The following is a 25,127-nucleotide window of genomic DNA, read 5'->3' as shown; positions in this document are numbered from 1 at the left end:
ATCGATGCCGGACGCCGTGGTCATCGGCGCGGGCCCCAACGGTCTCGTCGCGGCGAACCTGCTCGCCGCCGCCGGGTGGAGCGTCGAGGTCCTGGAGGCGCAGCCAGAGCCCGGCGGGGCCGTGCGCAGCGACCGCGGAGTGCATCCCGACTACGTCTCCGACCTGTTCAGCGCGTTCTACCCGCTGGCGGCGGCCTCCCCGGTCATCGACGGACTCGGCCTCCGGGAGGAGGGGCTGCGCTGGTCGCGTGCGCCCCGCGTGCTCGCGCACCCGCTGCCGGACGGGCGGTGCGCGGTGCTGGAGAACGGCGCGCGGGAGACGGCAGCGGGGCTCGACGCGTTCGCCGAGGGCGACGGGGCGGCGTGGCTGGAGCTGTGCGCCACCTGGGACCGGGTGCACCGCGAGGTGCTGGGCGCCCTCTTCACGCCCTTCCCGCCGGTCCGCGCGGGCGTCCGCCTCGCCGCCCGGCTCCGGGCCGCCGGGGGTCTCCGCCTGGCGCGGACCCTGCTGCTGCCGGTACGCCGTCTGGGCGAGGAGCGCTTCGGCGGCGAGGCGGCCCGGCTGCTGCTCGCGGGCAGCGCGCTCCACGCCGACCTCGGCCCCGAGGCGGCCGGGAGCGGCGGCTTCGGCTGGCTGATGTCCATGCTCGGCCAGACCTACGGCTTCCCGGTGCCGGTCGGGGGCGCGGGCGCGCTCACGGCGGCCCTGGTGCGGCGCCTCGAACGGCACGGCGGCGTGCTCCGCTGCGGTGAGCGGGTCACGGAGGTCGTCGTACGCGGCGGACGCGCCGTCGGCGTACGCACCGCGAAGGGCGAGTCCGTGCCCGCGTCGCGTGCCGTGCTCGCCGACGTGTCCGCCCCGGCGCTCTACGGCGGACTGGTCGGCGCACACCATCTGCCCGCCCGGATCCTGGACGACCTGCGACGCTTCCAGTGGGACTTCGCCACGTTCAAGGTGGACTGGGCGCTCAGCGGCCCGGTGCCCTGGACGGCCCGCGAGGCCACCATGGCGGGCACCGTGCACCTGGCGGACGGCGTCGACGGCCTGACCCGGTTCGCGGCGCAGATCGCCATGGGGCAGGTGCCGGACCGCCCCTTCCTGCTCCTCGGCCAGATGAGCACCGCCGACGCCACCCGCTCCCCGGCCGGTACCGAGTCCGCCTGGGCCTACACCCACGTCCCGCACCGCATCAAGGGCGACGCGGGCGAGGACGGGCTGACCGGGCGGTGGGACCGGGGCGAGCAGGAAGCCATGGCCGACCGCATGGAGCACGAGGTGGAGCGCTGGGCCCCCGGCTTCCGCTCCCGCATCATGGCCCGCCGCCTGCTGGCGCCCCCGACCATCGAATCCATGGACGCCAACCTGGTCGGCGGCGCGATCAACGGCGGTACGACGGCGGCGCACCAGCAACTGGTGTTCCGCCCGACCCCGGGGACGGGACGCCCCGAGACGCCGGTCAGGGGGCTGTACCTGGCCTCGGCCTCGGCGCACCCGGGGGGCGGGGTGCACGGCGCGCCGGGCGCGAACGCGGCCCGGGCAGCGCTGCGGAAGCGGCTGCGGCGCTGACGTACGGACGTACGGGCTACGCGTTCTCCGCCGCGCGGCCCCCGGCCCCCAGCAGGCCCGTCGCCGTGAACTCCGAGCGCGTCAGCTCCTTGCGGGTCGCGAGCGCGACCACCCCCGGCAGCCCGGCCCGCACGGCCTGGACGCCCCGCAGCCAGCCGGGGACGTACACCGAGGGGGACCGCCGCTCGATCGCGGCGACCAGGCGCCGGGCCACCTGGGGCGCCGGGTAGGTCTTCCGGGCCGGCGGGGGCATGTGGGCGCGCAGCTCGCGCAGTACGGGGAACTGGTCGGCGTCGCGGACCATGTCCGTGTCGATCCAGTTCAGATACGCGATGCCCACGCCGACACCGTGCGGCGCCAGCTCCGAACGCAGCGAGTGGCACAGGGCCTCCACGCCCGCCTTGGAGGCGCAGTACGCGCTCATCATCGGCGCGGCCCCGATCGACGCCAGCGACGCGATCTGGAGGTAGTGCCCCCGGGTCTCCAGGAGCTGCGGCAGGAACACCCGGGCCGTGGCCGCGCTGCCGATCAGGTTCACCTCGACCACACGCCGCCAGCTCGCCGGGTCGGAGTCCGCGAACGGGCCGCCCTCGGCCACGCCCGCGTTGGCGACGACCACCGAGGCGGGGCCCAGCCGGCGGCGTACCTCGTCGGCGACGCGGGCCATCGCGGCGTCGTCGGTGACGTCCACATGCCAGTGCCCGGAGGGTGCGGGGAGCGTGGCGGCCACCCCGGCGAGCGCTTCCTCCTCCAGGCCGAGCAGGGCCACCCGGGCGCCCCGGGCGGCCAGCTCCCGCGCCACGGCCTTCCCGAGGCCGCGCGCCCCGCCCGTCACCACGGCCGTACGGCCGCGCAGCAGGTGCTTCCGGTCAGTCACGGGACTCCTACGCGGTGAGGGGAGGGCCGGACAGGCCCTGTTCCGGCCATGGTCACCCGGGGGTGCCGGATGTGCGCGCCGGGAGCCACGGGAGACGGCCTCCCGGGTCGCGGTGGGCGGTGGGCCCGGCCACCCTGGACTGGATGCGCCCGCGCCGGTGAGAACGAGGACCGCCTTCCCCCTCACGGAGGATCACGGAGGATTCGGATGACGACTGCCGCCGCTCCGCCCGTCGACCTGGGCCGCTTGTGGACCCTGCCCGGGGTCTACGCCCCGCAGGCCGACACCCACCTGCTGGCGCGGGCGCTCCAGGCCGAGGGCCCGGCCGCCGGGATGGACGTCCTCGACGTCTGCACGGGCAGCGGCGCCCTGGCCCTGCTCGCGGCGCGCGGCGGGGCCAGGGTCTCCGCGATCGACATCTCGCGGCGGGCCGTCCTGACCACCCGCCTCAACGCCGCCCGCGCCGGCCACCGCGTCCGGGTGCTGCGCGGGGACCTCACCGGCCCCGTGAGCGGCCGCCGCTTCCACCTGATCGTGAGCAACCCGCCGTACGTCCCGGCGCCCCTGGGGCGGGTCCGCGCCCACGGCCCCGAGGTCGCCTGGGACGCCGGGCACTGCGGCCGGCAGGCCCTGGACCGCATCTGCGCCCACGCCCACGACGCCCTCCACCCGAGCGGTGTGCTGCTCCTCGTCCACTCCGGGCTGTGCGGCGCGGAGGAGACCCTGGACCGGCTGACCGCGAACGGCCTGCGCGCCGCGGTCACGAGCCGGTCCTCCGTACCCTTCGGCCCGGTCATGACCGAGCGCCTGCCGTGGCTCCGTGCACAGGGGCTGCTCGGCCCCCGCGACAACACCGAGGAACTGGTGGTCATCCGTGCCGAACGCCCGTGAACCCCGCCGCCTCACCATCGAGCCGGGCGGCCCGGTGCTGATCGAGGGGCCGGTCGAGATCGTCCGGGAGGACGGCTCGACCGTCACCTCCGACCGCTTCGTCGTCGCGGTCTGCACCTGCCGCCGCAGCCGGATGTACCCCTGGTGCGACACCAGCCACCGCCGTCACCGGCGGCCCGTCAGCCCGCCGTCGGGTGCAGGTGGACCGGAAGGGCCTGGTGGCCGTTGCTGATCAGGGACGGCAGCGGGAGCAGGTCCTCGGCCGGGACCGCGAGGCTGACGTCGGGGAAGCGCTCGAAGAGCTGACGGAGGGCCGTGGCGATCTCCAGCCGGGCCAGCGGGGCGCCGAGGCAGAAGTGGACGCCGTGCCCGAAGGCCAGGTGGTCCTTGGCGGTGCGGGTGACGTCGAAGGCGTCGGCGGTCTCGCCGTGCCAGTCGGGGTGGCGGTTGGCGGGGGCGAAGGAGACGAGGATCGCCTCGCCCCGCGCGATCTTCTGCCCGTCGGGCAGGGGGATGTCCGAGAGGGCGTAGCGCATCGGGATGTGCTTGACCGCGGGCTCGTGGCGCAGGGTCTCCTCGACCACGTCGTTCCAGCCGGCGCGGCCCTCGCGGAGGTGGGCGAGCTGTTCCGGGTGGGTCAGCAGGGCGGTGATCGCCTGGTCGATGACGTTGACCGTGGTGTCGTAACCGGCGGAGATCATCAGGAGCAGCGTGTCGCGCAGCTCCTCGTCGCTGAGGCTGCCGCCGTCGCCCTCCTCGTCGCGGGTGGCGAGCAGGAGCGAGGTCATGTCGTCGCCCGGCTGCGCCCGCTTGGCGGCGATGAGCTGGTCGAGCGCCCCGTACAGGGCGGCCGTGTTGGCGGTGGCCTCCTCGACGGTGAGGGTGGTGTCGAAGACGCCGTCGACCTTGGAGCGGAAGCCGTCGAGCTGGTCGTCGGGAACGCCCATGAGCCGGCCGATCACCGCGATCGGGAGCGGGTAGGCGAGCTCGGTGCGCAGGTCGACTGGTTCGCCGGCGGGCCGGTCGGCGAGGCCGTCGAGGAGTTCGGAGACGACCTTCTCCACCGAGACGCGCAGGTCCTGGATGCGGCGGGCGCTGAACGCGGGCGCGATCATCCGGCGCAGCCGCCGGTGGTCGCCGCCGTACGCGGTGAACATGTTGTTCACCGCCACCCACAGGGCGAGCGGCCAGGTGGCCACCGTCTCGGCGAACGCCGGCCAGTGCGCGCGTGCGTTCTTCGAGACCTGGGAGCTGGTCAGCAGCTCCTTCAGGAGGACCGGGTCGCTGACGGACCACGCGGTGACCCCGAGGACGTCGACGCGGGTGGCGGGACCGCGCTCGCGCAGCGCCCGGTACTCCGCGTGGCGGTCGGTGCCCGCGGGGTCGAGGACGATGATCGGCTGCTCGGACATGGGTGTCTCCTTCAGTGGGAGGCGTGGAAGACGATGGGGAGGGATTCCAGCGCGCGGTGGAACGGGCCCGGGCGCCAGCGCAGTTCGGCGGCCGGGACCGCGAGGTCCATCTCGGGCAGGGCGTCGAGCAGATAGGTGACCGCGGTCTCCGCGATCAGGTACGCGTGCGAGCGCGCCGGGCAGGTGTGCGGGCCGATGCTCCACGCCAGATGGGCCCGGTTGCCCGCGATGCCGCCGGACGCCTCGGCGATCGCCGGGTCGTTGTTGCAGCCGGCCATCGAGATCAGGATCGGCTGGTGGGCGGGGAGCAGCACCCCGTCGATGTCCGCCGGGTAGGGCGGATAGGTGACGCAGTAGTTGGCCATCGGCGGGTCGGTGTAGAGGACGGTGTCGAGCGCGTCCCGCACGGTGGAGTGCCCGGCGTGCAGCCCGGCGGAGAACTCCTCGTCGGTGAGGATCTTCAGCTGGGTGTTGGCGATGAGATTGGTCAGCGGCTCGATGCCCGCCCCGTACAGCGTGACCAGCTGGTGGCCCATCTCCTCGTCGGTCAGCTGCGCCGCGTGGCCGATCAGCCGGGAGGTGATGTCGTCGGCGGGGTGGCGCCGGCGCAGTTCGACGAGGTCGGCGACCGCCTGGCCCAGGATCTCGTTGCCGCGCTGGGCGTCCGTGGCCTCGAAGATCCGGGACATACCGTCGGCGATACGCGCCCCGATCTCGTCGGGGCAGCCGAGCAGGGAGCTCAGCACGCGGAAGGCGATCGGCCACGCGTACTGGGTGAGCACATCGGCCCGGCCCGCCGAGATGAAGTCCCCGATGGCGGTCTCGGCCAGCTTCTCCACCCGGGCCCGCAGCTCGTGCTGGTCCACGGCGTCGATGGCGGTGGTGTTGGCGGACCGGTAGCGGGCGTGCGCGGTGCCGCTGCTGCGCAGGGCGTTGGGCCGCCACTCCATCATCGGCCGCACCGGGCAGGAGGCCGGCACCTGCTCCTGCCAGACGCGCGGGTCGTGCGGGAAGTACAGGGGGTCGTTGAGGATGCGCCGGGCCTGGAAGTAGCCGATCACCAGGGTGGCGGGGATGCCCGGGGACAGCTCGACGGGCACCAGCGGCCCGTACGCCGCCCGCATCCGCTCGTACGCGGCATGCGGGTCGGCGGCGTACGCCGGGTCGTAGAGCGCGACCCGGCCCGACGGGGCCGACGGCAGGGTGATGCTGGGGGACGTCATCGCGTGGGCTCCAGGGAGAGGGCCGGTCGTTGTGCGGCGAGGTATTCCGTGAGCGTGATCAGGGCGTACACGCAGGAGGTACGGTCCCGGGCGTCACAGGTGGTCAGGGGCGTCTCCGGGTCCAGCGCCAGCGCCTCGCGGAGCTCGGCGAGGCCGTAGCCGGGCGCTTCCGGGAACACGTTGATCGCGACCGCGTACGGAATGCCCTGGTCCTCCAGGAGCCCCAGCGCCTCGTGGCTCGCGTCCAGGTCGCGGGTGTCGGCCAGCACCAGGCAGCCGAGCGCGCCGTGGGCCAGGTCCTCCCACAGCGGCTGGAACCGCACCTGGCCGGGCAGGCCGAACAGATAGAGGGCGAGGGCGCCGCCGGCCAGGTGGATGCGGCCGAAGTCCATGCCCACGGTCGTCGTGGTCTTGTCCGGCACCCCGCGCAGATCGTCCACGCCGACGCTGTCCTCGGTGATCGGCTCCTCCATCCGCAGCGGCCGGACCTCCGAGACGCTGCCGATGAAGGTCGTCTTGCCGACGCCGAAGCCACCGGCGATCACGATCTTGGCGGACTGGGTCACCGTGGCCGGTACGTACGTGACGCCGTTCGAGGCGTCAGACCAGTTCTCGGAGTCCATCGAGCACCTTCTGAAGGAGGTCGTTTCGGGGCTGGTCACCGGCGGCCGGGGCCGGGCTGGCCAGATGGCCGCTGTCCATCAGGGAGGACACGATGATCCGGACGGTGGAGGGCGGCAGCTGGAGCGCGGCCGCGATGTCGGCGACGGCCAGACCGCCCCGGCCCACCGCGAACAGGCTCATCACCCGCCGCGCGTCGGGCCCCAGCTCACCGGCCGGGCCCGGCGCCGCGACGACCACGCTCTCCAGGCGTACATCCCGGTCGGGGCGGACCCGGCCGCCCGTACGGACGTAGGGCCTGACCATGTCCGGATCGTGCCGTGGGCCGCTCATGCGGCGGGGCCCCCGTCCGGCTGGAGCACCGGGGTGCGCTCCCTGGTGCCCAGCTGCTCGCCCAGGCGGACGACCAGCAGGGCCATGTGGTGGCTGATCAGGCCGACGTCGGCGTGCGGGCCCGTGGTGACGACGGACAGCATGGTGTGCTGCCCGGCCGCGGTGGTCAGCCCGATGGTGGACACGGACTCGATCAGCTGCTGGCGCACGCCCTGCCCGCCGGTGAACTCGTCCCAGGCGCGGCCCGAAGCGCGCAGCGACGCGGTCAGGGCGGCCAGCTTCTCGCCGTCCTCCTGGCTGATGGTGCGCGTGCGCGCCTTCAGCAGCCCGTCTCCGCTCATCAGCACGGCGTACCGGACGCCCTCCACCGATCCGAGCTGCTCGTCCAGCAGCCAGCCCAGGGTGTTCGCGTGCGTGTCCGACATGATCAACGTCCTTCGTCCGTACGAGCGGTGTTCTGGTTGTCCCGGCTGCGGCGGCTGCCCGCCATCCACGCGGCGGCCACCGCGGGCCTGCCCGGCTCGACCTCCGGTTCCGGCCCGGGACGCGCCCCGGCGGCGGGCCGCGTCCCGCGCCGGCGGACGGTGAGCCCGCCGGCCGTGGTCGCCGACGCCGGGCCGGACGCGGGCTCCTCGGCGGGCGGGGACGCGGGGGCGGGCGCGGGCTCGGCGGCGGCGGGAGCGGGCGCCGCGGGAGCGTGGGCGGCCGGGGCGGGCTCGGGTGCGGACCCGGTCATGGGCGGGGCCTCCGGGAGCGAGGACGGCCGGCGGGGCGGCGGGACGGTGGCCTTCCGGGCCGGGGGCAGCGACTGCGCGGACACCGGCCGGGACGGCCCCGGCGTCGTCAGGAGCTCCTGCGGCAGCACGATGATCGCCCGGGTGCCCCCGTACAGGTTCGGCGCGGTCAGCTCGACGCGGAAGCCGTACTGGTGGGCCAGGACCGAGGCCACCCGCAGACCCGTCTGCGGGTAGGCGCCGAGCCGTGTGATGTCGTCCCGCTGCTCACCGGACATCACCTCGCGGGCCCAGGTCAGCCGCTCGTCCTCCATCCGGAGGCCGGCGTCGTCCACGACGAGGAACGCGGCGTTCGCCCCGTGCTCCAGGGAGACGTGCACCAGGGCGTTGGGCGGCGAGTAGCGCAGGGCGTTGTCCAGGAGCACCGCCAGGGTGTGGACGACCGCCTCCACGGACCGGCTGCGCACCGCGAAGGACTCCAGGTTCGTGTGCTGGACGCGCTGGTAGCCCTCGACCCGGCCCATCGCGGTGCGGACCACATCGGTCAGCGTGGTGGCGGGCCAGCGTCGGGACAGCTTGTCACCGGCCAGGACGCCGTAGCCGGACGCGGTGAGCAGCATCTGCTGCGCCAGGTGGTCCATCTCGACCAGCGTCGCGTACGCGTCGTCCGACACGTGGCGCCGCACCCCGGCGCTGATCGTGCTGCTCAGCTTCGCCGCGCGGTGCACGGTGCTGGACGCGAAGGCGCGTACCGCCGCCCGTGCCGTGTCCACCGACTCCCGGCGGGCCTGAACGACCTGACGCTCCGTCTCGGCCCAGACCTGGGTGAGCTGTTCCTCGGCGGCGTTCTGCGCGAGGCGGCCCGCCATGGTGATCGCGGAGCGCACCTGGTTCGCCAGCGCGGTCAGCCCGTTGGCGAGCTGGGTGTGGGCCAGCTGGGGCGGGATGGCCGAATCCAGTTGGTAGGGGCGGCCGGTCTGCGCCTCGGACGCGGCCGCCTGGACGATGCTCTGGGCGATATGTGCCACGTACTGTTCGGCGGCCCGGATCTGCTGGGCCAACTGCTCGCGCTGCTGATGGAGTTCGTCGGCCCGTCGCTTCTCGGCGCGGGCGCGGCGCAGGAACCACAGCGAGACGCAGGATCCCGCCGCCAGCGCGAGCAGGATCAATATCGGTTCGGTCATGGGGTCCTCGCGGGAAATCAGGGGGGACGGTTCCACCGACCGCGCGGGCGCCGGGGCCCGCGCGTTCAGCTGCGGCCGGGGACGGCGAGGCGTCTTCGGAGCGCGTCGCGGCCGGTGCCGAAGCCGGCCGCCGGGCGGGACGCTGAGCGGGTGACCGGCGAGGGGAACATGACAGAACACTAATCAGAAATGACCAAGGACCGCACACAAGACGACTCGTGACGATGTATCGGTGGCCGAAAAGTGCAACCACCTGGTCGCTCACCCGCCCTACGCCCCTCGCTAGGATTCGGTGCGGGCCCGACCGCGAAGGCGCGGGCCAACCAGCGCAAACGCAAGCGAACTTCCGCGCCTGCGCCCCGGCGGGAGAACGGCCGGGCGGACGGCCGGGACATCAAGTGAGTGGAGAGCCAGTCATGCGTGGAGGCAGCATCGCCGTGGTCGGCGGGAGCATAGCGGGGTGTGCCGCGGCCCTGGCCGTGTCGCGCGCCGGAGCGGACCGGGTCACCGTCTTCGAGCGCGCCGACGCCGAACTCCGGGACCGGGGCGTCGGAATCGCCCTCCAGAGCGACCGCTACGAGGAGCTGAGAGAGGCCGGATACGTAGCCCCCGAGATGCCCTGGGCGCCGCTGACCCGGCGGGTATGGAGCGTACGGGACGGAGACGCGCCGCACGGCCGGGGCTTCGGGCGGCAGCCGTTCCCGTTCCGCGCCTACAACTGGGGTTCGCTGTGGAGCGAGCTGCGCAGCCGGGTGCCCGAGGGCGTCGACTACCGCTCCGGCGCCGTCATCGCCGCCGTGGAGCCGGCCGACGACGGGGTGACCCTGCGGCTCGCCGACGGCCACGAGGAGCGGTTCGACCTCGTCATCGGCGCCGACGGCTACCGCTCCGTGGTCCGCGAGGCCATGTTCCCCGGCATCAGCCCCGAGTACGCCGGCTACATCGGCTGGCGCGGCGCGTCCGAGGACGTCGAGGGGCTGCCCTCGGACGGGCTCGACGCCCACAACATCGTCTTCCCCAACGGCCACTGCATGATCTACCGCATCCCGGACGGCACCGGCGGCCACCGCCTCAACTGGGTGCTCTACACCACGCCCCCGCAGGCCGGCGGCCTCCACCCGGACCTGCGCACCCCCACCTCGCTCCCGCCCGGCCGCCTCAACTCCGAACTCACCGACTGGCTGCGCGCCCTGGTCGCGGAGCACTTCCCGCCCTTCTGGGCCGACAAGGTGCTCGGCACGCCCGCCGAAACCACCTTCATCCAGCCCATCTACGACCTGGCCGTCCCGCACTACACCTCGGGCCGGATGGCGCTCGTCGGCGACGCCGCCAGCGTCTCCCGCCCGCACGTCGGCGCGGGCAGCGTGAAGGCGCTCCAGGACGCCACCGCCCTGGAGGCGGCCTGGACCGCCGGGGACAGCTGGAAGGACGTGCTGGAGCGCTACGACGCCGGCCGCGGCCCGGTCGGCTCCGCCATGGTGGCCCTCGCGCGCCGCATGGGCAGCACCCAGGTCGAGAACACCCCGGACTGGTCGGCCATGGGCCAGCCCGAGTTCGACGCCTGGTGGCAGGACCAGAACAGCGGCTCCGACCGCAGCAGCGGCTTCGGAGGCCACAGCCTGAAGGCCGGGTAGCGGCGTGGGTGAGGAGGGGCGCACCGGCCGGTGCGCCCCTCCTCACCCACGTCAGACGCCTGTCGGCGCGAGCTCCAGCGCCGCGTGCAGGGCCGTCGGGTCCTTACGGGCCTCCGCCCCGTCCAGCCGCAGCGCCACCCGGCCCGACGTCAGGACCGTGAGCGTGTCCGCGCACCCGGCCGCCGTCGCCGGACTCGGCGACACCAGGAGTACGGCGATGCCCTCGTCGGCCAGCGTCGTCACCAGGTCGTGCACCTGACGGACCAGGGCCGGCGCCAGGCCCTCCGTCGGCTCGTCCAGCAGCAGCACGCTCGGCGAACCGAGCAGCGCCCGGGCCAGGGCCAGCATCTGCTGCTCCCCGCCCGACAGGTCCGTGCCCCGGTTCCCCCGGCGCTCGCCCAGCCTCGGCAGCAGCTCCAGCACCCGCTCGGGCGTCCACACACTGGGCCGCGAGGCGTCGCCCCGGCGCGGTGGACGGTGCGAGAGGCGCAGGTGCTCGGCGACGCTGAGGTTCGCGAAGACCCGGCGGCCCTGCGGCACGAGGCCGATCCCGGCACGGGCGATCCGGTGCGCCGGCTGCCCGGTCAGGTCCCGGCCGGCCAGCCGTACGGTGCCCGAGTCCGGGCGCATCAGACCGGCGACGGTGTGGACGAGCGTCGTCTTGCCCGCGCCGTTGTGGCCGACGACGGCGTGCACCGTGCCGGCGGGCACGGACAGGTCGAGGCCGTGGAGGACCGTGCCGCCGTGGTAGCCCGCGGTCAGGCCCGTGAGTTCGAGCATCGGGGGTCGGTCATCCTCTCGCTTCGGGGCTGCCGGTGACGAGGTCCGGCACGGTGTTCCGGTAGGCGTCGCGGACCTCCGGGTGGGCGAGCGCCTCCCCGGTCGGCCCGGTCACCAGCACCCGGCCGGCCGCCAGCACGGTCACCGACGTGGCGACCTGGGCGACGACCTCGACGTGGTGCTCGACCAGCACGACCGCCACGCTCGCGGGCAGCGCCCCGAGGATGGCGAGCAGCCGGCCGATGTCGCCGTCGGTCAGCCCGGCCGCCGGCTCGTCCAGGAGCAGCAGGCGCGGATCGCCCGCCAGGGCCGCGGCCAGGTCCAGCATGCGGCGCTGCCCGTGCGAGAGCTCCGAGGCCGGCCGGTGCGCCAGGTGCGCGAGGCCGACGGTCTCCAGGTGCTGCCCCGCCGACTCGGTGTGCAGCCGGTAGCGGGACGGGCTGCGCCAGGCGCCCCGGCGCTTCGGGTGGTGCGCCCAGCCGGCCAGCACGATGTTGTCCAGCACCGTCAGTTCACCGATGACGGAGGGCTGCTGGAAGCTGCGCGCGATGCCCAGCCGGCTGCGCTTCGCGGTGGACGCCCGGGTGACGTCCGTACCGTTCAGCGCGATCGTGCCCCGGTCGGGCCGGTCGGTGCCGGCGATGAGGTTGAGCAGGGTCGTCTTGCCCGCGCCGTTGGGGCCGATGACGGCGTGCCGGGCGCCCGGGGGCAGCCGCAGCGCGACGTCGTCCACGGCGGTGAGGCTGCCGTACCTACGGGTGAGGTGGCCGAGGTCCAGCACGGGGACCGGCTGCGCGGCTTCGGGTGCGGGCGTCATGGGGAGACCTTCCCGGGGGAGACGGCGGGAGCCGGCCGGCCGACGAAGAGGCGCAGACCGGCCAGGCCGCGCGGCAGCAGGTACACGGCGGCGATGAACAGCGCCCCGAGCAGCAGCGGCCCGTGGCCGGGCCAGGAGCCGGCGACCCAGTCCCGGGTGAACACGATCAGCCCGGCGCCGAGCAGGGCGCCGATGACCGACGTCGTACCGCCGATGACGACCGCGAGCAGCGCGAACGCGGCGATCTCGAAGCCGACGTCGGCGGGGGAGAGGTACTGCTGCACGGTGACCATGAGCGAGCCGCCCACCCCGGCCAGCGCGCCCGCGCAGATGTGGGCCACCAGGAGATAGCGCCCCACGGGGTGCCCGGACGCGCGCATCCGCGCCTCGGCGCCCCGGGTCCCGGTCAGCAGCTTGCCGGCCGGGGAGCGCAGCACGAGCAGGGTGAGGGCGACGGCGACGACCGCGACGACCGCCGCGTACACGTACAGCTCGCGCTCCTCGGTCATGCCCTCGCCGCCCCACAGCGCCCGGGTGGCCGGGAAGCCGACCAGCCCGTCGGCGCCGCCCGTCAGGGACTTGACCTGGTTGATCACCGCACTGGTCAGCTCGCCCACCGCCAGGGTGATCATCAGCACGGTCGTGCCCCGGGCGCGGATGACCGCGGGTCCGGTCATCGCCGAGAACACGGCGGCCGCGAGCGCCGACAGGACGATCTGGACCGGGCCCACCGTCCACCCGGCGTCGGCCAGGTTGGCGGTGGCGTACGCGCCTACGGCGAACGGGGCGGTCTGCCCGAGCGTGGGCAGACCGGCGTACCCGGTCAGGACGGTGACGCTGACCGCGAGCAGCCCGAGCGCCAGGGCGGACCCGGCGAGCGAGATGCTGTACGAGTCGAGCATCCCCGGGAGCGCGAAGAGGACGGCGAGCAGCACGAGCAGCGGCACGGCCTGCCGCCACCCGGCCGAGTGCAGCCAGGCACCGAGCCGGCCGGGCGCCGCCGGAGCGGGCACCGCAGCCCCGCGCGGCCGGTTCTCCCACCGCGCGGCGAGGAGCTTGCGCAGCCGGGAGACCGGGTCGGAGGACGGGCCACGCTCCTCGTGCGCCTCCGGCTCCGTGAAGCGGGAGCGGAACACCAGCACCGCCGCCATCGCGGCGAACAGCAGATACGGCGCCAGGTCCGGCAGCACCGAGACGCCCAGGGTCTGGACCTCGCCCACGGCGACCGCCGCGGCGAACGTCGCCCACAGCGAGCGCAGCCCGCCGAGGACGACGACCACGAGGGACAGCATCAGCACGTTCTCTGAGGTGCCGGGCCCGGGGCCGATGATCGGCGCCCCGAGCACGCCCGCCGCACCGGCCAGCGCGCCCGCCGCCGCGAGCACCCCGGTGTGCACGGCGCGGGGGTTGCGGCCGGTGGCGGCGAGCATCTGGGGGTCGTCCGCCGACGCGCGTACCGCCGCACCCACCCGGGTCCGGGTCAGCACCCACGTACCGAAGGCCGCCAGGACGACGGCCATGGCGATGAAGCAGAGCCGGTAGGCGGGGTAGCGGTGGCCCAGCAGGTGGACCGAGGAGTCGAGCGCGCCGGGGACGCGCACCGGCAGCTCGTCCGCCCCGAAGAACTGGATCAGCAGGTCCCCGCCGACGAGGGCGATCCCGAACGTCAGCAGGGCCTGCGCCAGATGCCCACGCCGGGCGAGCGGAACCGTGGCGGCGGAGAGCCCCGCCCCGGCGAGGGCCGCGGCAGCCGTTCCGGCCGCGAGCCCGAGGGCGAGGCCGCCCCACGTTCCGTCGCTCAGCTCGGCGCCGGTGTAGGCGCCGATCGCGTACAGCATGCCGTGCGAGAGGTTCAGTACGCCGGCCGTGCCGAACGCGAGACTCAGGCCGGCGGCGACGACGAACAGCAGCAGCCCGTAGGCCACGCCGTCCACCGCCGGCACGAGGTGGGCATCGAGCAGATCCATGTCAGCCGCCGAGCGTCGCCAGGTCCTGGACCATGACGTTGGACAACTGGTTGCCGTCCGGACGCACCTGGCGCAGGTACCACGTCTGCACCGGGGCGTGCGCCTTCTCGCTGAACTCCCAGTTGCCGCGCGGGCTGTCGATCTGGCCCAGGCTCGCGATGGCCTTGTTGATCGTCTCCGAGGTCACGTCACCCTTCTTCGCGGCGTCCGCGATCGCCTTGTCGAGCACAGCGGCCGCGTCGTAGGACGACATGGCGTACGTGGTCGGCTGGGTGTCGTGCTCGGCGGTCCAGTCGGCGGCGAACTTGCGGTTGGCCGCGTTGTCGAGGTCCGGCGCGTAGTTCAGGACGGAGTAGATGTCCTTGGCGGCCTGGCCCTCGGCCTGGAGCACGCTGCCCTCGGTGACGAAGGCGGTGTACAGCGGCAGGTCGGCGACGTCGGACTGCGCGTACTGCTTGGCGAAGTCGATCGCGGCCTTGCCGGCGTAGAAGCAGTAGACCGCCTTGGCGTCGGTCTTGGCGATCTCCGCGAAGTACGGCATGAAGTTGGTCGTCTTCGGGAACGGCGTCCACTTGGTCTTGCCGTCCGGGTTGGCGAGCTTGCCGCCGATCCGCTTGAACTCGTCGGTGAACCCGCGCAGTTCGTCGTAACCGCCCTGGTAGTCCGGTCCGATCGCGTAGACCGGGCCGTCCACCTTCTCCTTGACGTACGGGGCGATGGCCTTGCCCGGCTCGTCGGACATGAAGCTCGTCGTCCACACGTACTCGGGGTCCTTGACCTCGGGACGGGCGTTGGAGCCGAGGAAGGGGATCTTCGCCTGGCCGACCAGCGGCAGCACCGCGTTGACCGAGCCACCGCTGACCAGGCCGGTCAGCACGTCGACCTTGTCCTTCTTGACCAGCTTGGTGGCGGCCGGCACGGCGGTCGGCGGACCGTCGCCCTCGTCGGCCACGATGAGGTCGACCTTGCGCCCGCCCAGCTTGTTGTCGTGCGTCTTCAGGTACAGCTGGAAGCCGTCGCGCAGGTCGGTGCCGACCGGCTTGTAGGTGCCGGAAAGCGAGGCGACCAGGCCGACCTTGACGGTCTCGTCGCCGGAGCCGCTGTCGCTGCTGCACCCGGTGACGGCGGCCAGGCCGAGTGCGAGGGCGGCGGCACCGACGGGCCGGACGAATCTGCGGTGGCGGGTGTGGCGGGATATGTCGAAGAACATGAGTGCTCTCATCGGGGGAGTGTCGGGCAACGGTGTGACCCGACCGCGGAGTCGGCTCCGCGGACGGGTCGGGACGGCCGTGGGGGACGGCCGGTCAGAGCGAGGAACGGACCTGGGGGGACAGCGAGTCACCGACCTGGTTGATCAGCTCGGACATCATGTAGCTGACCTCGCCGATGTCCGCGTCCCTGGTGGTCATGACCAGGAGCGAGGCGCCGCTGGAGACGGCCATGGAGAACATGTAGCCGCCCTCCATCGCGGTGAGGCTGTGCTCCACCGGGTCGGTGTCGGTGAGCTGGGCGGCCGCGGACAGCAGGTTCACGACGCCGGAGGCGATGGCGGCCAGCCGGTCGGCGTCGTCGCGCTCCACGCCGGTGTACGCGAGCGCGAGTCCGTCCACGGACACGGCTATCGCCTGGGTGACCTCCGGGATGCGTCCGGCGAAGTCGCTCAGGATCCAGCTCAGGTCGGTGGGTGAGGTCATTTCTTGGTCCGTTCGGTGTCGTCGTTGTTGGCGGGACGCCCGCGGGGGTTCGTGCTCCGGCTGATGCCCTGGGCGTAGGCCGCCAGGACGTCGGATACCTGCCGGGAGTCCCGGCGGCGGGGGGTCGGCCGCGGCGCACCGGCGCCGGACCGCTGCTGCTCGGTAGCGGCCCGCTTCTCCCGCACGGGCCACTGCTGGGGCGCGGTGCGCTTGCGGACCGGGAGGCCGGAGGCGCTGACGCCCGCGATGCGCGAGGCCGGCTCGTCGTGCACGGGGTGCGGGGCGGGCGCGTCGGTGACGTCCGTACGGGCCGGGGCCTCGTGCTCCTCGCGCGCACCCGGGGCCGCCGGTCTGCCGGGGCGGGCGCCGACCGGGCGGCCGACCCGTCCGCGGACGTTTTCCTGCTTCCGGCGGGTGACGACCGTACGGGGCGACTCGAAGCCGTTCTCCGTCGGCGGCGCCGGTTCCTCGGACACCTCGGCCAGCACCCCCTTGGGGAGGGTGACCTCGGCGATGGTGCCGGGGCCCGAGGAGTCGCGCAGCTCGACAACGATGCCGTGCCGGGCGGCGAGGCGCGCCACCACGTGCAGACCCATGGACCGCACGTCCCCGATGCCCGCCTTCGGCTCGCGCAGCCCGGCGTTGAGCACCGCGCGGCGGTCCGTCGTGATGCCCACGCCCTCGTCCACGATCTGGACGACGGCCCGGTCCCAGAGCCGCCATACGGCGACCCCGACCGGGGCGTCGGGCGGGGAGAAGCGGGTGGCGTTGTCGAGGAGTTCCGCCAGGATGTGCGCGACGTCGTGCACGGCGCGGGCGGCGATGCCGATGCCCGCCTCGACCGCGCCGAGGGACACCCGGTCGAAGCGCTCGATCTGCTGGGCCGCCGCCACGATGACGGTGGAGCAGCCGATGTCGGCGGAGCGCACCCGGGCGTTGCCGTAACCGCCCAGCACCAGGAGGTTGTTGGTGTTGCGCTCCATGCGGATCGCGAGGTGGTCGAGGGCGAAGAGCGTCTTCATGCGCTCCGGGTCGGCCTCGTCGCGCTGCACCGTGTCCAGCTCGGACACCATGACGCTGGTCAGCTGGGCCCCGCGGCGGGCGACCCGGACCAGGGTCTCGGCGAACTGCTCGTGCACCCGGGCCTGTTCGGCCGCGAGGCGCACCGCCTCGTGGTGGACGGCGTTGAACGCCTCGCCGACCTCACCGATCTCGTCCCCGCTCGTGATCTCGACGGGGTTGCCGGTGCGCTCGGCGACCTGCTCGGGCGTGGCCCCGCTCAGCGCGCCGGGCTGGGACAGCTCGCTCATGACGGCGGGCAGCCGGGTGTGGGCCACCTCGTGCGCGGCGTTGCGCAGGTCGCGCAGTCGGCGGATCATGACCCGGCCGAGGCGGACGGCGACGAGGACGACACCGACCAGGGTCAGCAGCACGAGGGCGACCTCGCCGCCGGCGGTCCACAGCAGCCTGGTGCGCTCGGCGTCGACGGTGGCGGCGACGGACTCGTCGATCCGCTCCTCGACCTGGTGCAGCAGGGTCTGCCGGTCGTCGGACGCCTTCTGCCACGCCTTGGGGGTGATGCCGATCGGCTTGCTGGTGTCCGTGCGGCCGATCCGGTCTTCCAGCTTGCGGGACTCCAGGGCCTTCGGTCCGGAGAGGGTGCGCTCCAGCCAGCTCCGCCACTCGCTCGGCCCGAGGCCGAACATCACGCCCGTCGACTCGGTGTAGCCGAGCCGGCTCGCGTCGAAGGTGCGCTGGGACGCCGCGGTGAAACCACCCGCGGCCTGCGCCCTCATGACGGTGATCTGCTGCTGCGCGGTGTGTTCGGCGGCCTCGGACAGGGCCGCGGCCGCGCGGATGCGGTCGGCGATGTCGGCGTCGACACCGTCGGCCTGCGCGATGCCGTCGCGGTAGCCGTTGAGGTCCGCGATCACGATCCGGTAGCCGAAGGCGAGCGCGGAGATGGTGGTGCTGCCCGAGCGCACCTGGGCGCGCAGAGCGGGAAGTTCATCGATGAAGCGGTCGATGCGGTCCAGTGACTCCTGGGCGCTGCCGGGCACCTCGGAGAGTCCGCCGGCGCGGCTCTTGAAGGAGGCGATGCTCTTGTCGGTCGCGTCGGAACTCGTCTGGAAGGCGGACGAGTCCCCCTGATCGGAGACCAGTGCGGTGGCGGCCGCGCGCTCACGCTGCAACTGGTGAGTCAGATCGGCTGCACCGGCGGCGACGTCGACCATGTCGGCGAGCCGGTTCGCCTGGAGTGCCTGATTGGTGGCGGGTGCGAGGGCCAGGGCCGAGAACGTGACCGCGACGGTCAGGGGAGCGGTGACCAGCAGGACGAGGCGGCGATTGATTTTCATTGCGCGGCTCCGTCGCCGGAACCGGGCTTGAGTATCGGTGACACGCAGATACCTGTTAACGGGTTGTGGGGTGTCGGTAGGGACGCTCGTACATCGTGCGCACAGTTACGGATGGGACGGGTGGGGTGGGTGGGGCTCGCATTGCGCGGCTTGATCCTATGCCTAGTGCACAACGCCGGATGCGTGCAGCGTCGAAAATTTGCGTTCAGTTAGCTGCGCGAATGCGGTCGGATTCGGTCAAGTGTGGCCACCTGGTGCCTGATTGGCGCTGGGGTGCACGGCCTGACGGCCTCCACACAGATGTGCAAAGTCGGGAGAAGTCGCGTCCGATTAGCGAAGGCGACGATCTGTCGCCCCGCCCACACCGCCGCGAACAGGCCATCCTGAAAAGACACATGACCTCCACGGCACGCCGCCTTGACCTGATCACCCCTCAAGCGCCGCCGCCGCCGCACGCGCCCGCGTCCCGGGAAGGCGCTCATGACAGCGCCCGCCCGGCCACCACGGCCGGACGGGCGCGCGGGAGACTCGCTCAGGCACCCACGTACTGAGCCAGGTGCTCGCCCGTGAGGGTGGAGCGCGCGGCGACCAGATCGGCGGGGGTGCCCTCGAAGACCAGCGTGCCGCCGTCGTGACCGGCGCCGGGCCCCAGGTCGATGATCCAGTCGGCGTGCGCCATCACGGCCTGGTGGTGCTCGATGACGACGACCGACGTGCCGGAGTCCACCAGCCGGTCGAGCAGCCCGAGCAGCTGCTCCACGTCCGCGAGATGCAGTCCGGTGGTCGGCTCGTCCAGCACGTACACCCCGCCCTTCTCGCCCATGTGCGTGGCGAGCTTCAGCCGCTGCCGCTCACCGCCGGAGAGCGTGGTCAGCGGCTGCCCGAGGCCGAGGTAGCCGAGCCCGACGTCCACCAGCCGTTCGAGGACCCGGTGCGCGGCCGGTGTGCGCGCGTCACCGGAGCCGAAGAACTCCTCGGCCTCGGCCACCGACATCGCCAGCACCTCGCTGATGTCCCGCCCGCCCAGCCGGTATTCGAGCACCGACGCCTGGAACCGCTTGCCCTCGCACTCCTCGCAGACCGTGGCGACGCCCGCCATCATCGCCAGGTCGGTGAAGACGACGCCCGCCCCGTTGCACGTCGGGCACGCGCCCTCCGAATTGGCGCTGAACAGCCCCGGCTTCACGTCGTTGGCCTTGGCGAACGCCTTGCGGACCGGGTCGAGCAGCCCGGTGTACGTGGCGGGGTTACTGCGCCGCGAACCGCGGATCGCGCTCTGGTCGACGGTCACCACGCCGTCCCGCCCGGCCACCGAGCCGTGGATCAGCGAGCTCTTCCCGGACCCGGCGACGCCCGTGACGACGGTGAGCACGCCGAGCGGGATGTCCACGTCGACGCCGCGCAGGTTGTTCGCCGAGGCGCCCCGCACCTCCAGCGCGCCGGTGGGCTTGCGGGTGTCCGCCTTGAGCGTGGACCGGTCGTCGAAGTGCCGCCCGGTGACGGTGTCCGAGGCGCGCAGCTCGTCGACGGTGCCCTCGAAGCAGACGGTGCCGCCTGCCGTACCGGCGCCGGGGCCGAGGTCCACGACGTGGTCGGCGACCGCGATCGTCTCCGGCTTGTGCTCCACCACCAGCACGGTGTTGCCCTTGTCGCGCAGGCGCAGCAGCAGGTTGTTCATCCGCTGGATGTCGTGCGGGTGCAGCCCGGCGGTCGGCTCGTCGAAGACGTACGTGGTGTCGGTCAGCGAGGAGCCGAGGTGGCGGATCATCTTGACGCGCTGCGCCTCGCCGCCGGACAGCGTGCCGGCGGGCCGGTCGAGCGCGAGGTAGCCGAGGCCGATCTCCACGAACGAGTCGAGGGTCTCCCCGAGCGCGGTGAGCAGCGGTGCCACCGAGGGCCCGTCCAGACCGCGGATCCAGGCGGCCAGGTCGCTGGTCTGCATCGCGCAGGCGTCCGCGATGCTGATGCCCGCGATCTTCGAGGACCTGGCGCCCTCGCTGAGCCGGGTGCCGTCGCAGGCCGGACAGGTGGTGAAGGTGACCGCGCGCTCCACGAAGGCCCGGATGTGCGGCTGGAGCGCGTCCTTGTCCTTGGACAGGAACGACTTCTGGATCTTGGGGATCAGCCCCTCGTACGTGAGGTTGACGCCCTCCACCTTGACCTTGGTGGGCTCCCGGTACAGGAAGTCCCGCATCTCCTTCTTGGTGAACTTCGCGATCGGCTTGTCGGGGTCGAGCAGGCCGGACTCGGCGTAGACCCGGACGGTCCAGAAGCTGTCGGACTTCCAGCCGGGGATGGTGAACGCGCCCTCGGCGAGGGACTTGGAGGCGTCGTAGAGCTGGGTGAGGTCGATGTCCGAGACGGTGCCCCGGCCCTCGCACTCGGTGCACATGCCGCCGGTCCGGTTGAAGGTCGCCTTCACGGTCTTCTTGTTGCCGCGCTCGACGGTGATCGCACCGCTCGCCTTCACCGACGCGGTGTTGAAGGAGTACGCGCTGGGCGGGCCGATGTGCGGGGTGCCGAGGCGGCTGAAGAGGATGCGCAGCATGGCGTTGGCGTCGGTCGCCGTGCCCACGGTCGAGCGGGTGTCGCCGCCCATCCGCTGCTGGTCCACGATGATCGCGGTGGTGAGCCCCTCCAGGACGTCCACCTCGGGCCGGGCCAGGGTGGGCATGAACCCCTGGACGAAGGCGCTGTACGTCTCGTTGATCAGCCGCTGCGACTCGGCGGCGATGGTGTGGAACACCAGCGAGCTCTTGCCGGACCCGGAGACGCCCGTGAACACCGTCAGCCGGCGCTTGGGGATCTCGATGCTGACGTCCTTGAGATTGTTCACGCGCGCCCCGTGCACGCGGATCAGATCGTGGCGGTCGGCGGCGTGCGGCCGCGTGCTCCTGCCGGTGGCCCTGCTCATCGTGCCTCCCTGGTGTGGCGGGGCCCCCGCGCGGGTCCCACCCGGCGGCCGTCCCCCGTACACCGCCTCACGCTAGCCGCGTCCCCGGCAGCGGGGCTTCTCGATTCCTGACCGGCCGCGTCACCTGCTTCGCCACGCAGGACGGCATGCCCGCGGTGGCCTGCGCCGCCTCCTGCCGGTAGACGCTCGGGGGCATCCCGACCAGCTCCGTGAAGCGCGTGCTGAACGTGCCGAGCGAGGAGCAGCCGACCGCGAAGCACACCTCGGTGACGCTCATGTCGCCCCGGCGCAGCAGCGTCATCGCGCGCTCGATGCGCCGGGTCATGAGGTAGCCGTACGGGGATTCCCCGTACGCCTTCCGGAACTCGCGGCTGAGGTGGCCCGCCGACATGTGCGCGCCGCGCGCCAGCGCCTCGACGTTCAGCGGCTGGGCGTACTCGCGGTCGATCCGGTCGCGGACCCGGCGCAGCCGTGTGAGGTCGCGCAGGTTCTGTGCCGCGTCGGATGTGCTCGTCACGCTCGAAGCGTACGTCGTGGGGGAGCGGGCCGCCGGGTATCGCGCCCCGGGATCAGGTGCGGGTGGCCGTGTCGCAGTCGGCGGCGTCCCGGTCCGCCATGCGCTCGTCCATCGAGGTGCCCCGCTCGTACGGGTCGACCCGCGTGGCGTCGTCCGAGGGCCCCGGTTCCTTCTCGAACTCGGGGCGGAAGTAGCCGGTGGTGTTGTCGCAGCCCCCGTTGGCGGAGTCCAGCCGGTACGACTTCAGCGCGAAGGTCCCCGGTGTGCCGATCACCTTGTCCGGGTCGTACCAGCTCATCACGATCTCCCGGCGCGCGATCGTACGGGCGACCTCGTCGCTGTCCCCGGACGCCCGTACGACGGCGTAGACGAAGGTGACGTCGGCGGTGACCTCGACCGCGCCGCGCTCGCCCTCCCGGTAGGTGATCCCGCCGCGCGTCTTGATCACGTCACCGGCCAGGCGCGCGTACGAGGGGTCGAAGCGGCTGAACAGCATCAGCGGGTCGTTCGTCCGGGTCGGGGTGTCGAATGACGTAGTCAGGTATTCCTTGATGCCGGGCTGCTCGGTGTTGAGGGCCGCGATGGCCTTCGCCGGCCGTTCCCCGCGCAGCACCGCCGGATCCAGGCCGGCGTCGGAGAGGAAGGCCAGGCTGCTGTCGAGCGCGTCGGACACCTGCTTCTCGCTCATCCACCCGGTCGCCCGCGCCGAGGGCATCGTGATCCCGGCCGTTCCGGCGGCCCAGTGCTCCGCCGGTGACCCCTTGAACGGGTCGTCGAGCGTGGGCCGTCCGGGCGTCGCCGTGGAGTCGCCCCCGCCGTGGAAGTCGAGCCAGCCGGCCGCCCGGCCGGGGACCAGCGCCACGACGAGCAGCGCGACGACGACCACCAGACCCACCACGTACCAGACCCGGCCGCGCCGCCGGGGCGGCTGGTGGGTGCGCCATCCCGGGGGCGGGCCGGTCTCCTCGCGCAGCCGCTGGGTCACCATCCGGGCCCGGGCGGACGGCTCCTCGGGGGCGCCGGGGGTCCCGGCCTCGGCCTCCCGGAGGAAGCGCTCCCACTCCTCGTCCGGTATGGATGACCCGCCCGTGTCCACGCTGTGCCCCCGCCCCCGCCGGCCTGCCGCCGGTCCGTCCTTCCTCGCATCATCACACAGCCCGGTGACACCCCAACGGGCCACCGGGCTGCTGCGGATGAGGCCCGTGCGTTACGGCTTGCGGCCGACCGCGACGTAGCCGGGCGTGACGATCTCGCCGGTGCCGGGGACCGGCTCGCCGAGCTCGGGGTGCCATGCCTCGGCGGCGACGATGCCCGGCTCCACGATCTCCAGCCCGTCGAAGAACGTGGCGAACTGGTCGCGGGTGCGCGGCGCGAGCGTCAGGGTGTTGGCCTTGTACATCTTGTCGACCTCGCGCGCCTCCTCCGGGTGGAAGTCGGCGGTGATCTGCGAGATGACCATGTAGCTGCCGGGCGCGAGCACGTCGGTCAGCCGGCGCACCAGCTCGTACGCGCCGTCCTCGTCGCTCACGAAGTGGAGCAGCGCGATCATCGACAGCGCGACCGGCTTGCTGAAGTCCAGCGACTTGCCCGCGTGTTCGAGGATGGTGTCCACGTTGCGCGCGTCGGCCTGGACGTAGTCGATGACGCCCTCGGGCGTGCCCTTGAGCAGCGCCTCCGCGTGGGCCAGGACGATCGGGTCGTTGTCGCAGTAGACGACCCGGGTGGCCGGGGCGGCCTCCTGGGCGACCTGGTGCAGGTTCGGCTCGGTGGGTATCCCGGTGCCGATGTCGAGGAACTGGCGGACGCCCTGGGTGGACAGCCAGCGCGTGGCGCGGTGCATGAAGGCGCGGTTGATCTTCGCCATCACCGGGACGTTCGGTTCGACGGCCAGCATCTGACGGCCCATGGCCTCGTCCACCGGGTAGTTGTCCTTGCCGCCCAGGAACCAGTCGTACATCCGCGCGGGATGCGGCTTGCTGGTGTCGATGAGCGGGGCGGTGGGGTCGTTCTCCGGTCGGGACATGACCAACTCCAGGGTGCGGGAGGTGCTGCGGATGATCAGCTCGGGCCCACCTTAGGCAACTCCGCCGCGGAGCAGGGAGAGTTCGGTGGCCAGCGACAGTTACCAATGCGTAACTTACTCATGGGTTACCACCGGTAAGTCCCGCTGTTAGCTTGCGCTCACCCCTATTCCGGAGCCAGCGAGGAGTGAGCCTTGAGCCGCAAGGACCGTTCGCGTTCCACCCTTCCCCCACACCGCGTCCGTCCCCTCCGCGCCGCGGCCGTCGCCGTGACCGCGGCGGCCTGCGTGGCCGCGTACGCCGCGCCCGCGTCCGCCACGGACGGCACCGAGCCCGTCGTCTCCCGGGGCGTGACCATCCCCGCTTTCTACAACCCGCCCGCCCAACTGCCCGCCGCCAACGGGGCGCTGATCCGGACCGAGCCCCTGCCGCTCGCCCTGAGCCTGCCGGGCCTGGACGGCCGCCCGATGCCGGGCACCGCCACCCGCCTCATGTACCGCACGACCGACTCCAACGGGCAGCCGGCCGCGGTGACCGGCGCCTACATCGAACCCTCGGCCGCCTGGAAGGGCGGCGGCGCCCGGCCCCTGGTCGCGCTGGCCTCGGGCACCATGGGCCAGGGCGACCAGTGCGCCCCCTCGCTGGCCCTCCAGCACCCGCTGGCCATCAGCCCCGAGTCCGTGTCGATCGGCTACGAGACGCTGTCCGTCTACCGGCTGCTGGCCGCCGGTGTCGCCGTCGTCGTCACGGACTACGTGGGCCTCGGCACCACCGACCGCCTGCACACCTACGTCAACCGGGTGGACGAGGGCCACGCGCTGCTCGACGCGGTCCGCGCCGCGCACCGGCTGCCCGCCACCTCGCTCACGGCCGCGTCCCGGACGGGCCTGTACGGCTACAGCCAGGGCGGCGGGGCCAGCGCGTCCGCCGCCGAGCTGCAGCCCTCGTACGCCCCCGAGATCCAGCTCGCCGGCACCTACGCCGGGGCGCCGCCCGCAGACCTGACCGCGACCATGAAGGGCATCGACGGGAGCGCCCTGGCCGGGGCCCTCGCCTGGTCGATCAACGGCTTCGCACAGGCCGACGCGGATCTGCGCGAGGTCGTGCAGGCCAACATCAACGACGCCGGGCGCGCCGCGCTGAAGAACGCCTCGACCATGTGCGTCGGCGACGCGATCCTCGGCTACGGCTTCGCGAAGAGCTCCAAGTGGACGACCACCGGCAGGTCCCTCGGCGAGATCATCGCCGCCGAGCCCAAGGCGCAGGCCGCGCTCGACAAGCAGCGCATCGGCACCCTCAAGCCGTCCGGCCCCGTGCGGCTGGCGACCGGCATCCAGGACGACATCGTGCCGCACCGCCAGGCACGTCAGCTCGCCGTCGACTGGTGCCGCAAGGGCGGTGACGTCACCTACGACGCCGTCATCCTGCCCAACCTCGGCGACAAGATCCTCACCAACCACATGGTCCCGCTCATCACCGACCAGGGCGACGCCATCTCCTGGATGACCGACCGCCTCTCCGGCAAGCGCACCACCTCCAACTGCTGGTCGATGCCGATCCAGCCCTGATCCCCCCGGCCTTACC

At 73.1% G+C, this 25,127-nt stretch carries 22 protein-coding genes; 5 read left to right on the top strand and 17 right to left on the bottom strand.

The features are described from left to right. Positions 1–4 precede the first annotated feature (4 nt). Positions 5–1,567, top strand: coding sequence for a phytoene desaturase family protein (locus OG867_RS05690; RefSeq protein WP_406283309.1), 1,563 nt, complete (start codon positions 5–7; stop codon positions 1,565–1,567). 16 nt (positions 1,568–1,583) lie between these two features. On the opposite strand, the gene OG867_RS05685 is transcribed toward OG867_RS05690, so the two are convergent. Continuing rightward, entirely contained in the window at positions 1,584–2,444 is an 861-nt protein-coding gene (locus OG867_RS05685; protein WP_406283307.1) for an SDR family oxidoreductase, read from the bottom strand. A 207-nt stretch (positions 2,445–2,651) separates the two neighbouring features. On the opposite strand from OG867_RS05685, the gene OG867_RS05680 reads away from it, so the two are divergent. Both OG867_RS05680 and OG867_RS05675 read left to right on the top strand, forming a co-directional pair. Further along, positions 2,652–3,335 carry a HemK2/MTQ2 family protein methyltransferase gene (locus OG867_RS05680; protein WP_406283305.1) on the top strand — a complete coding sequence of 228 codons (684 nt, stop codon included), beginning with the start codon at positions 2,652–2,654 and terminating at the stop codon, positions 3,333–3,335. After that, positions 3,319–3,567, top strand: coding sequence for a CDGSH iron-sulfur domain-containing protein (locus OG867_RS05675; protein ID WP_406283303.1), 249 nt, complete (start codon positions 3,319–3,321; stop codon positions 3,565–3,567). The genes OG867_RS05680 and OG867_RS05675 overlap by 17 nt, the downstream gene beginning before the upstream one ends. Here the strand turns inward: OG867_RS05675 and OG867_RS05670 are convergent. Genes OG867_RS05670 through OG867_RS05645 form a run of 6 tightly spaced genes read right to left on the bottom strand, consistent with a single transcriptional unit; the run spans position 3,515 to position 8,842 of the window. Then, positions 3,515–4,747, bottom strand: coding sequence for a cytochrome P450 (locus OG867_RS05670; protein ID WP_406283301.1), 1,233 nt, complete (start codon positions 4,745–4,747; stop codon positions 3,515–3,517). The two genes, OG867_RS05675 and OG867_RS05670, sit on opposite strands and share 53 nt — an antisense overlap. A gap of 11 nt (positions 4,748–4,758) precedes the next feature. Next, on the bottom strand, positions 4,759–5,970 hold the full coding sequence (locus OG867_RS05665; protein WP_406283299.1) for a cytochrome P450: 1,212 nt from the start codon (positions 5,968–5,970) through the stop codon (positions 4,759–4,761). Further along, positions 5,967–6,593 (bottom strand): GTP-binding protein, encoded by a 627-nt coding sequence (locus tag OG867_RS05660; protein ID WP_406283297.1) that lies wholly within the window; start codon positions 6,591–6,593, stop codon positions 5,967–5,969. Before OG867_RS05660 ends, OG867_RS05665 begins: the two co-directional genes overlap by 4 nt. Next, entirely contained in the window at positions 6,571–6,897 is a 327-nt protein-coding gene (locus OG867_RS05655; protein WP_018105447.1) for a DUF742 domain-containing protein, read from the bottom strand. Before OG867_RS05655 ends, OG867_RS05660 begins: the two co-directional genes overlap by 23 nt. 23 nt (positions 6,898–6,920) lie before the next feature. Then, the gene (locus OG867_RS05650) at positions 6,921–7,349 is read right to left on the bottom strand and encodes a roadblock/LC7 domain-containing protein (RefSeq protein ID WP_406283295.1); all 429 of its coding nucleotides are present in this window, start codon (positions 7,347–7,349) and stop codon (positions 6,921–6,923) included. Positions 7,350–7,351: 2 nt separating this feature from the next. Further along, positions 7,352–8,842, bottom strand: coding sequence for an ATP-binding protein (locus OG867_RS05645; RefSeq protein ID WP_406283293.1), 1,491 nt, complete (start codon positions 8,840–8,842; stop codon positions 7,352–7,354). Between the two features lie 416 nt (positions 8,843–9,258). On the opposite strand from OG867_RS05645, the gene OG867_RS05640 reads away from it, so the two are divergent. Next, positions 9,259–10,476 carry an FAD-dependent monooxygenase gene (locus OG867_RS05640; RefSeq protein ID WP_406283291.1) on the top strand — a complete coding sequence of 406 codons (1,218 nt, stop codon included), beginning with the start codon at positions 9,259–9,261 and terminating at the stop codon, positions 10,474–10,476. A 51-nt stretch (positions 10,477–10,527) separates the two neighbouring features. Here the strand turns inward: OG867_RS05640 and OG867_RS05635 are convergent, their stop codons facing one another. The 10 genes from OG867_RS05635 to OG867_RS05590 all read right to left on the bottom strand — a co-directional run bounded on the left by OG867_RS05635 (position 10,528) and on the right by OG867_RS05590 (position 23,545). Next, complete coding sequence (locus OG867_RS05635) at positions 10,528–11,256, bottom strand: ABC transporter ATP-binding protein (RefSeq protein WP_406283289.1); 729 nt, start codon at positions 11,254–11,256, stop codon at positions 10,528–10,530. Between the two features lie 10 nt (positions 11,257–11,266). Then, entirely contained in the window at positions 11,267–12,073 is an 807-nt protein-coding gene (locus tag OG867_RS05630; RefSeq protein ID WP_406283287.1) for an ABC transporter ATP-binding protein, read from the bottom strand. After that, complete coding sequence (locus OG867_RS05625) at positions 12,070–14,040, bottom strand: ABC transporter permease subunit (protein WP_406283285.1); 1,971 nt, start codon at positions 14,038–14,040, stop codon at positions 12,070–12,072. Before OG867_RS05625 ends, OG867_RS05630 begins: the two co-directional genes overlap by 4 nt. A gap of 1 nt (position 14,041) precedes the next feature. Next, entirely contained in the window at positions 14,042–15,250 is a 1,209-nt protein-coding gene (locus OG867_RS05620; protein WP_406290776.1) for an ABC transporter substrate-binding protein, read from the bottom strand. Positions 15,251–15,344: 94 nt separating this feature from the next. Beyond that, on the bottom strand, positions 15,345–15,734 hold the full coding sequence (locus OG867_RS05615) for a roadblock/LC7 domain-containing protein (protein WP_328902891.1): 390 nt from the start codon (positions 15,732–15,734) through the stop codon (positions 15,345–15,347). Beyond that, complete coding sequence (locus tag OG867_RS05610) at positions 15,731–18,091, bottom strand: nitrate- and nitrite sensing domain-containing protein (RefSeq protein WP_406283283.1); 2,361 nt, start codon at positions 18,089–18,091, stop codon at positions 15,731–15,733. The genes OG867_RS05615 and OG867_RS05610 overlap by 4 nt, the downstream gene beginning before the upstream one ends. A 532-nt stretch (positions 18,092–18,623) precedes the next feature. Beyond that, positions 18,624–21,005 carry an ATP-binding cassette domain-containing protein gene (locus OG867_RS05605; protein WP_406283281.1) on the bottom strand — a complete coding sequence of 794 codons (2,382 nt, stop codon included), beginning with the start codon at positions 21,003–21,005 and terminating at the stop codon, positions 18,624–18,626. A 67-nt stretch (positions 21,006–21,072) separates the two neighbouring features. Beyond that, positions 21,073–21,522, bottom strand: coding sequence for a helix-turn-helix transcriptional regulator (locus tag OG867_RS05600; RefSeq protein WP_406283279.1), 450 nt, complete (start codon positions 21,520–21,522; stop codon positions 21,073–21,075). Between the two features lie 52 nt (positions 21,523–21,574). Next, positions 21,575–22,618: a hypothetical protein gene (locus OG867_RS05595; RefSeq protein WP_406283277.1), complete on the bottom strand. Its 1,044-nt coding sequence runs from the start codon at positions 22,616–22,618 to the stop codon at positions 21,575–21,577. A gap of 111 nt (positions 22,619–22,729) precedes the next feature. Beyond that, a complete protein-coding gene (locus OG867_RS05590) occupies positions 22,730–23,545 on the bottom strand; it encodes an SAM-dependent methyltransferase (RefSeq protein WP_406283275.1) in 816 nt (271 codons plus the stop codon). A gap of 192 nt (positions 23,546–23,737) precedes the next feature. On the opposite strand from OG867_RS05590, the gene OG867_RS05585 reads away from it, so the two are divergent. Next, positions 23,738–25,111: a lipase family protein gene (locus OG867_RS05585; protein ID WP_406283273.1), complete on the top strand. Its 1,374-nt coding sequence runs from the start codon at positions 23,738–23,740 to the stop codon at positions 25,109–25,111. Positions 25,112–25,127: the final 16 nt, after the last annotated feature.

This window comes from Streptomyces sp. NBC_00209 (genome assembly GCF_045206345.1).
GTDB lineage: Bacteria > Actinomycetota > Actinomycetes > Streptomycetales > Streptomycetaceae > Streptomyces.
The sequence above is the reverse complement of the archived record's forward strand: the minus strand, read 5'-3'. Positions and strand labels throughout refer to the sequence as shown.

Coding starts and splice junctions, on each gene's coding strand:
- OG867_RS05605 (WP_406283281.1), bottom strand. CDS start 21,005: ATGAGCAGGGCCACCGGCAGGAGCACGCGGCCGCACGCCGCCGACCGC.
- OG867_RS05615 (WP_328902891.1), bottom strand. CDS start 15,734: ATGACCTCACCCACCGACCTGAGCTGGATCCTGAGCGACTTCGCCGGA.
- OG867_RS05640 (WP_406283291.1), top strand. CDS start 9,259: ATGCGTGGAGGCAGCATCGCCGTGGTCGGCGGGAGCATAGCGGGGTGT.
- OG867_RS05630 (WP_406283287.1), bottom strand. CDS start 12,073: ATGACGCCCGCACCCGAAGCCGCGCAGCCGGTCCCCGTGCTGGACCTC.
- OG867_RS05660 (WP_406283297.1), bottom strand. CDS start 6,593: ATGGACTCCGAGAACTGGTCTGACGCCTCGAACGGCGTCACGTACGTA.
- OG867_RS05670 (WP_406283301.1), bottom strand. CDS start 4,747: ATGTCCGAGCAGCCGATCATCGTCCTCGACCCCGCGGGCACCGACCGC.
- OG867_RS05590 (WP_406283275.1), bottom strand. CDS start 23,545: ATGTCCCGACCGGAGAACGACCCCACCGCCCCGCTCATCGACACCAGC.
- OG867_RS05655 (WP_018105447.1), bottom strand. CDS start 6,897: ATGGTCAGGCCCTACGTCCGTACGGGCGGCCGGGTCCGCCCCGACCGG.
- OG867_RS05690 (WP_406283309.1), top strand. CDS start 5: ATGCCGGACGCCGTGGTCATCGGCGCGGGCCCCAACGGTCTCGTCGCG.
- OG867_RS05665 (WP_406283299.1), bottom strand. CDS start 5,970: ATGACGTCCCCCAGCATCACCCTGCCGTCGGCCCCGTCGGGCCGGGTC.
- OG867_RS05625 (WP_406283285.1), bottom strand. CDS start 14,040: ATGGATCTGCTCGATGCCCACCTCGTGCCGGCGGTGGACGGCGTGGCC.
- OG867_RS05610 (WP_406283283.1), bottom strand. CDS start 18,091: ATGAAAATCAATCGCCGCCTCGTCCTGCTGGTCACCGCTCCCCTGACC.
- OG867_RS05680 (WP_406283305.1), top strand. CDS start 2,652: ATGACGACTGCCGCCGCTCCGCCCGTCGACCTGGGCCGCTTGTGGACC.
- OG867_RS05635 (WP_406283289.1), bottom strand. CDS start 11,256: ATGCTCGAACTCACGGGCCTGACCGCGGGCTACCACGGCGGCACGGTC.
- OG867_RS05650 (WP_406283295.1), bottom strand. CDS start 7,349: ATGTCGGACACGCACGCGAACACCCTGGGCTGGCTGCTGGACGAGCAG.
- OG867_RS05620 (WP_406290776.1), bottom strand. CDS start 15,250: ATGTTCTTCGACATATCCCGCCACACCCGCCACCGCAGATTCGTCCGG.
- OG867_RS05645 (WP_406283293.1), bottom strand. CDS start 8,842: ATGACCGAACCGATATTGATCCTGCTCGCGCTGGCGGCGGGATCCTGC.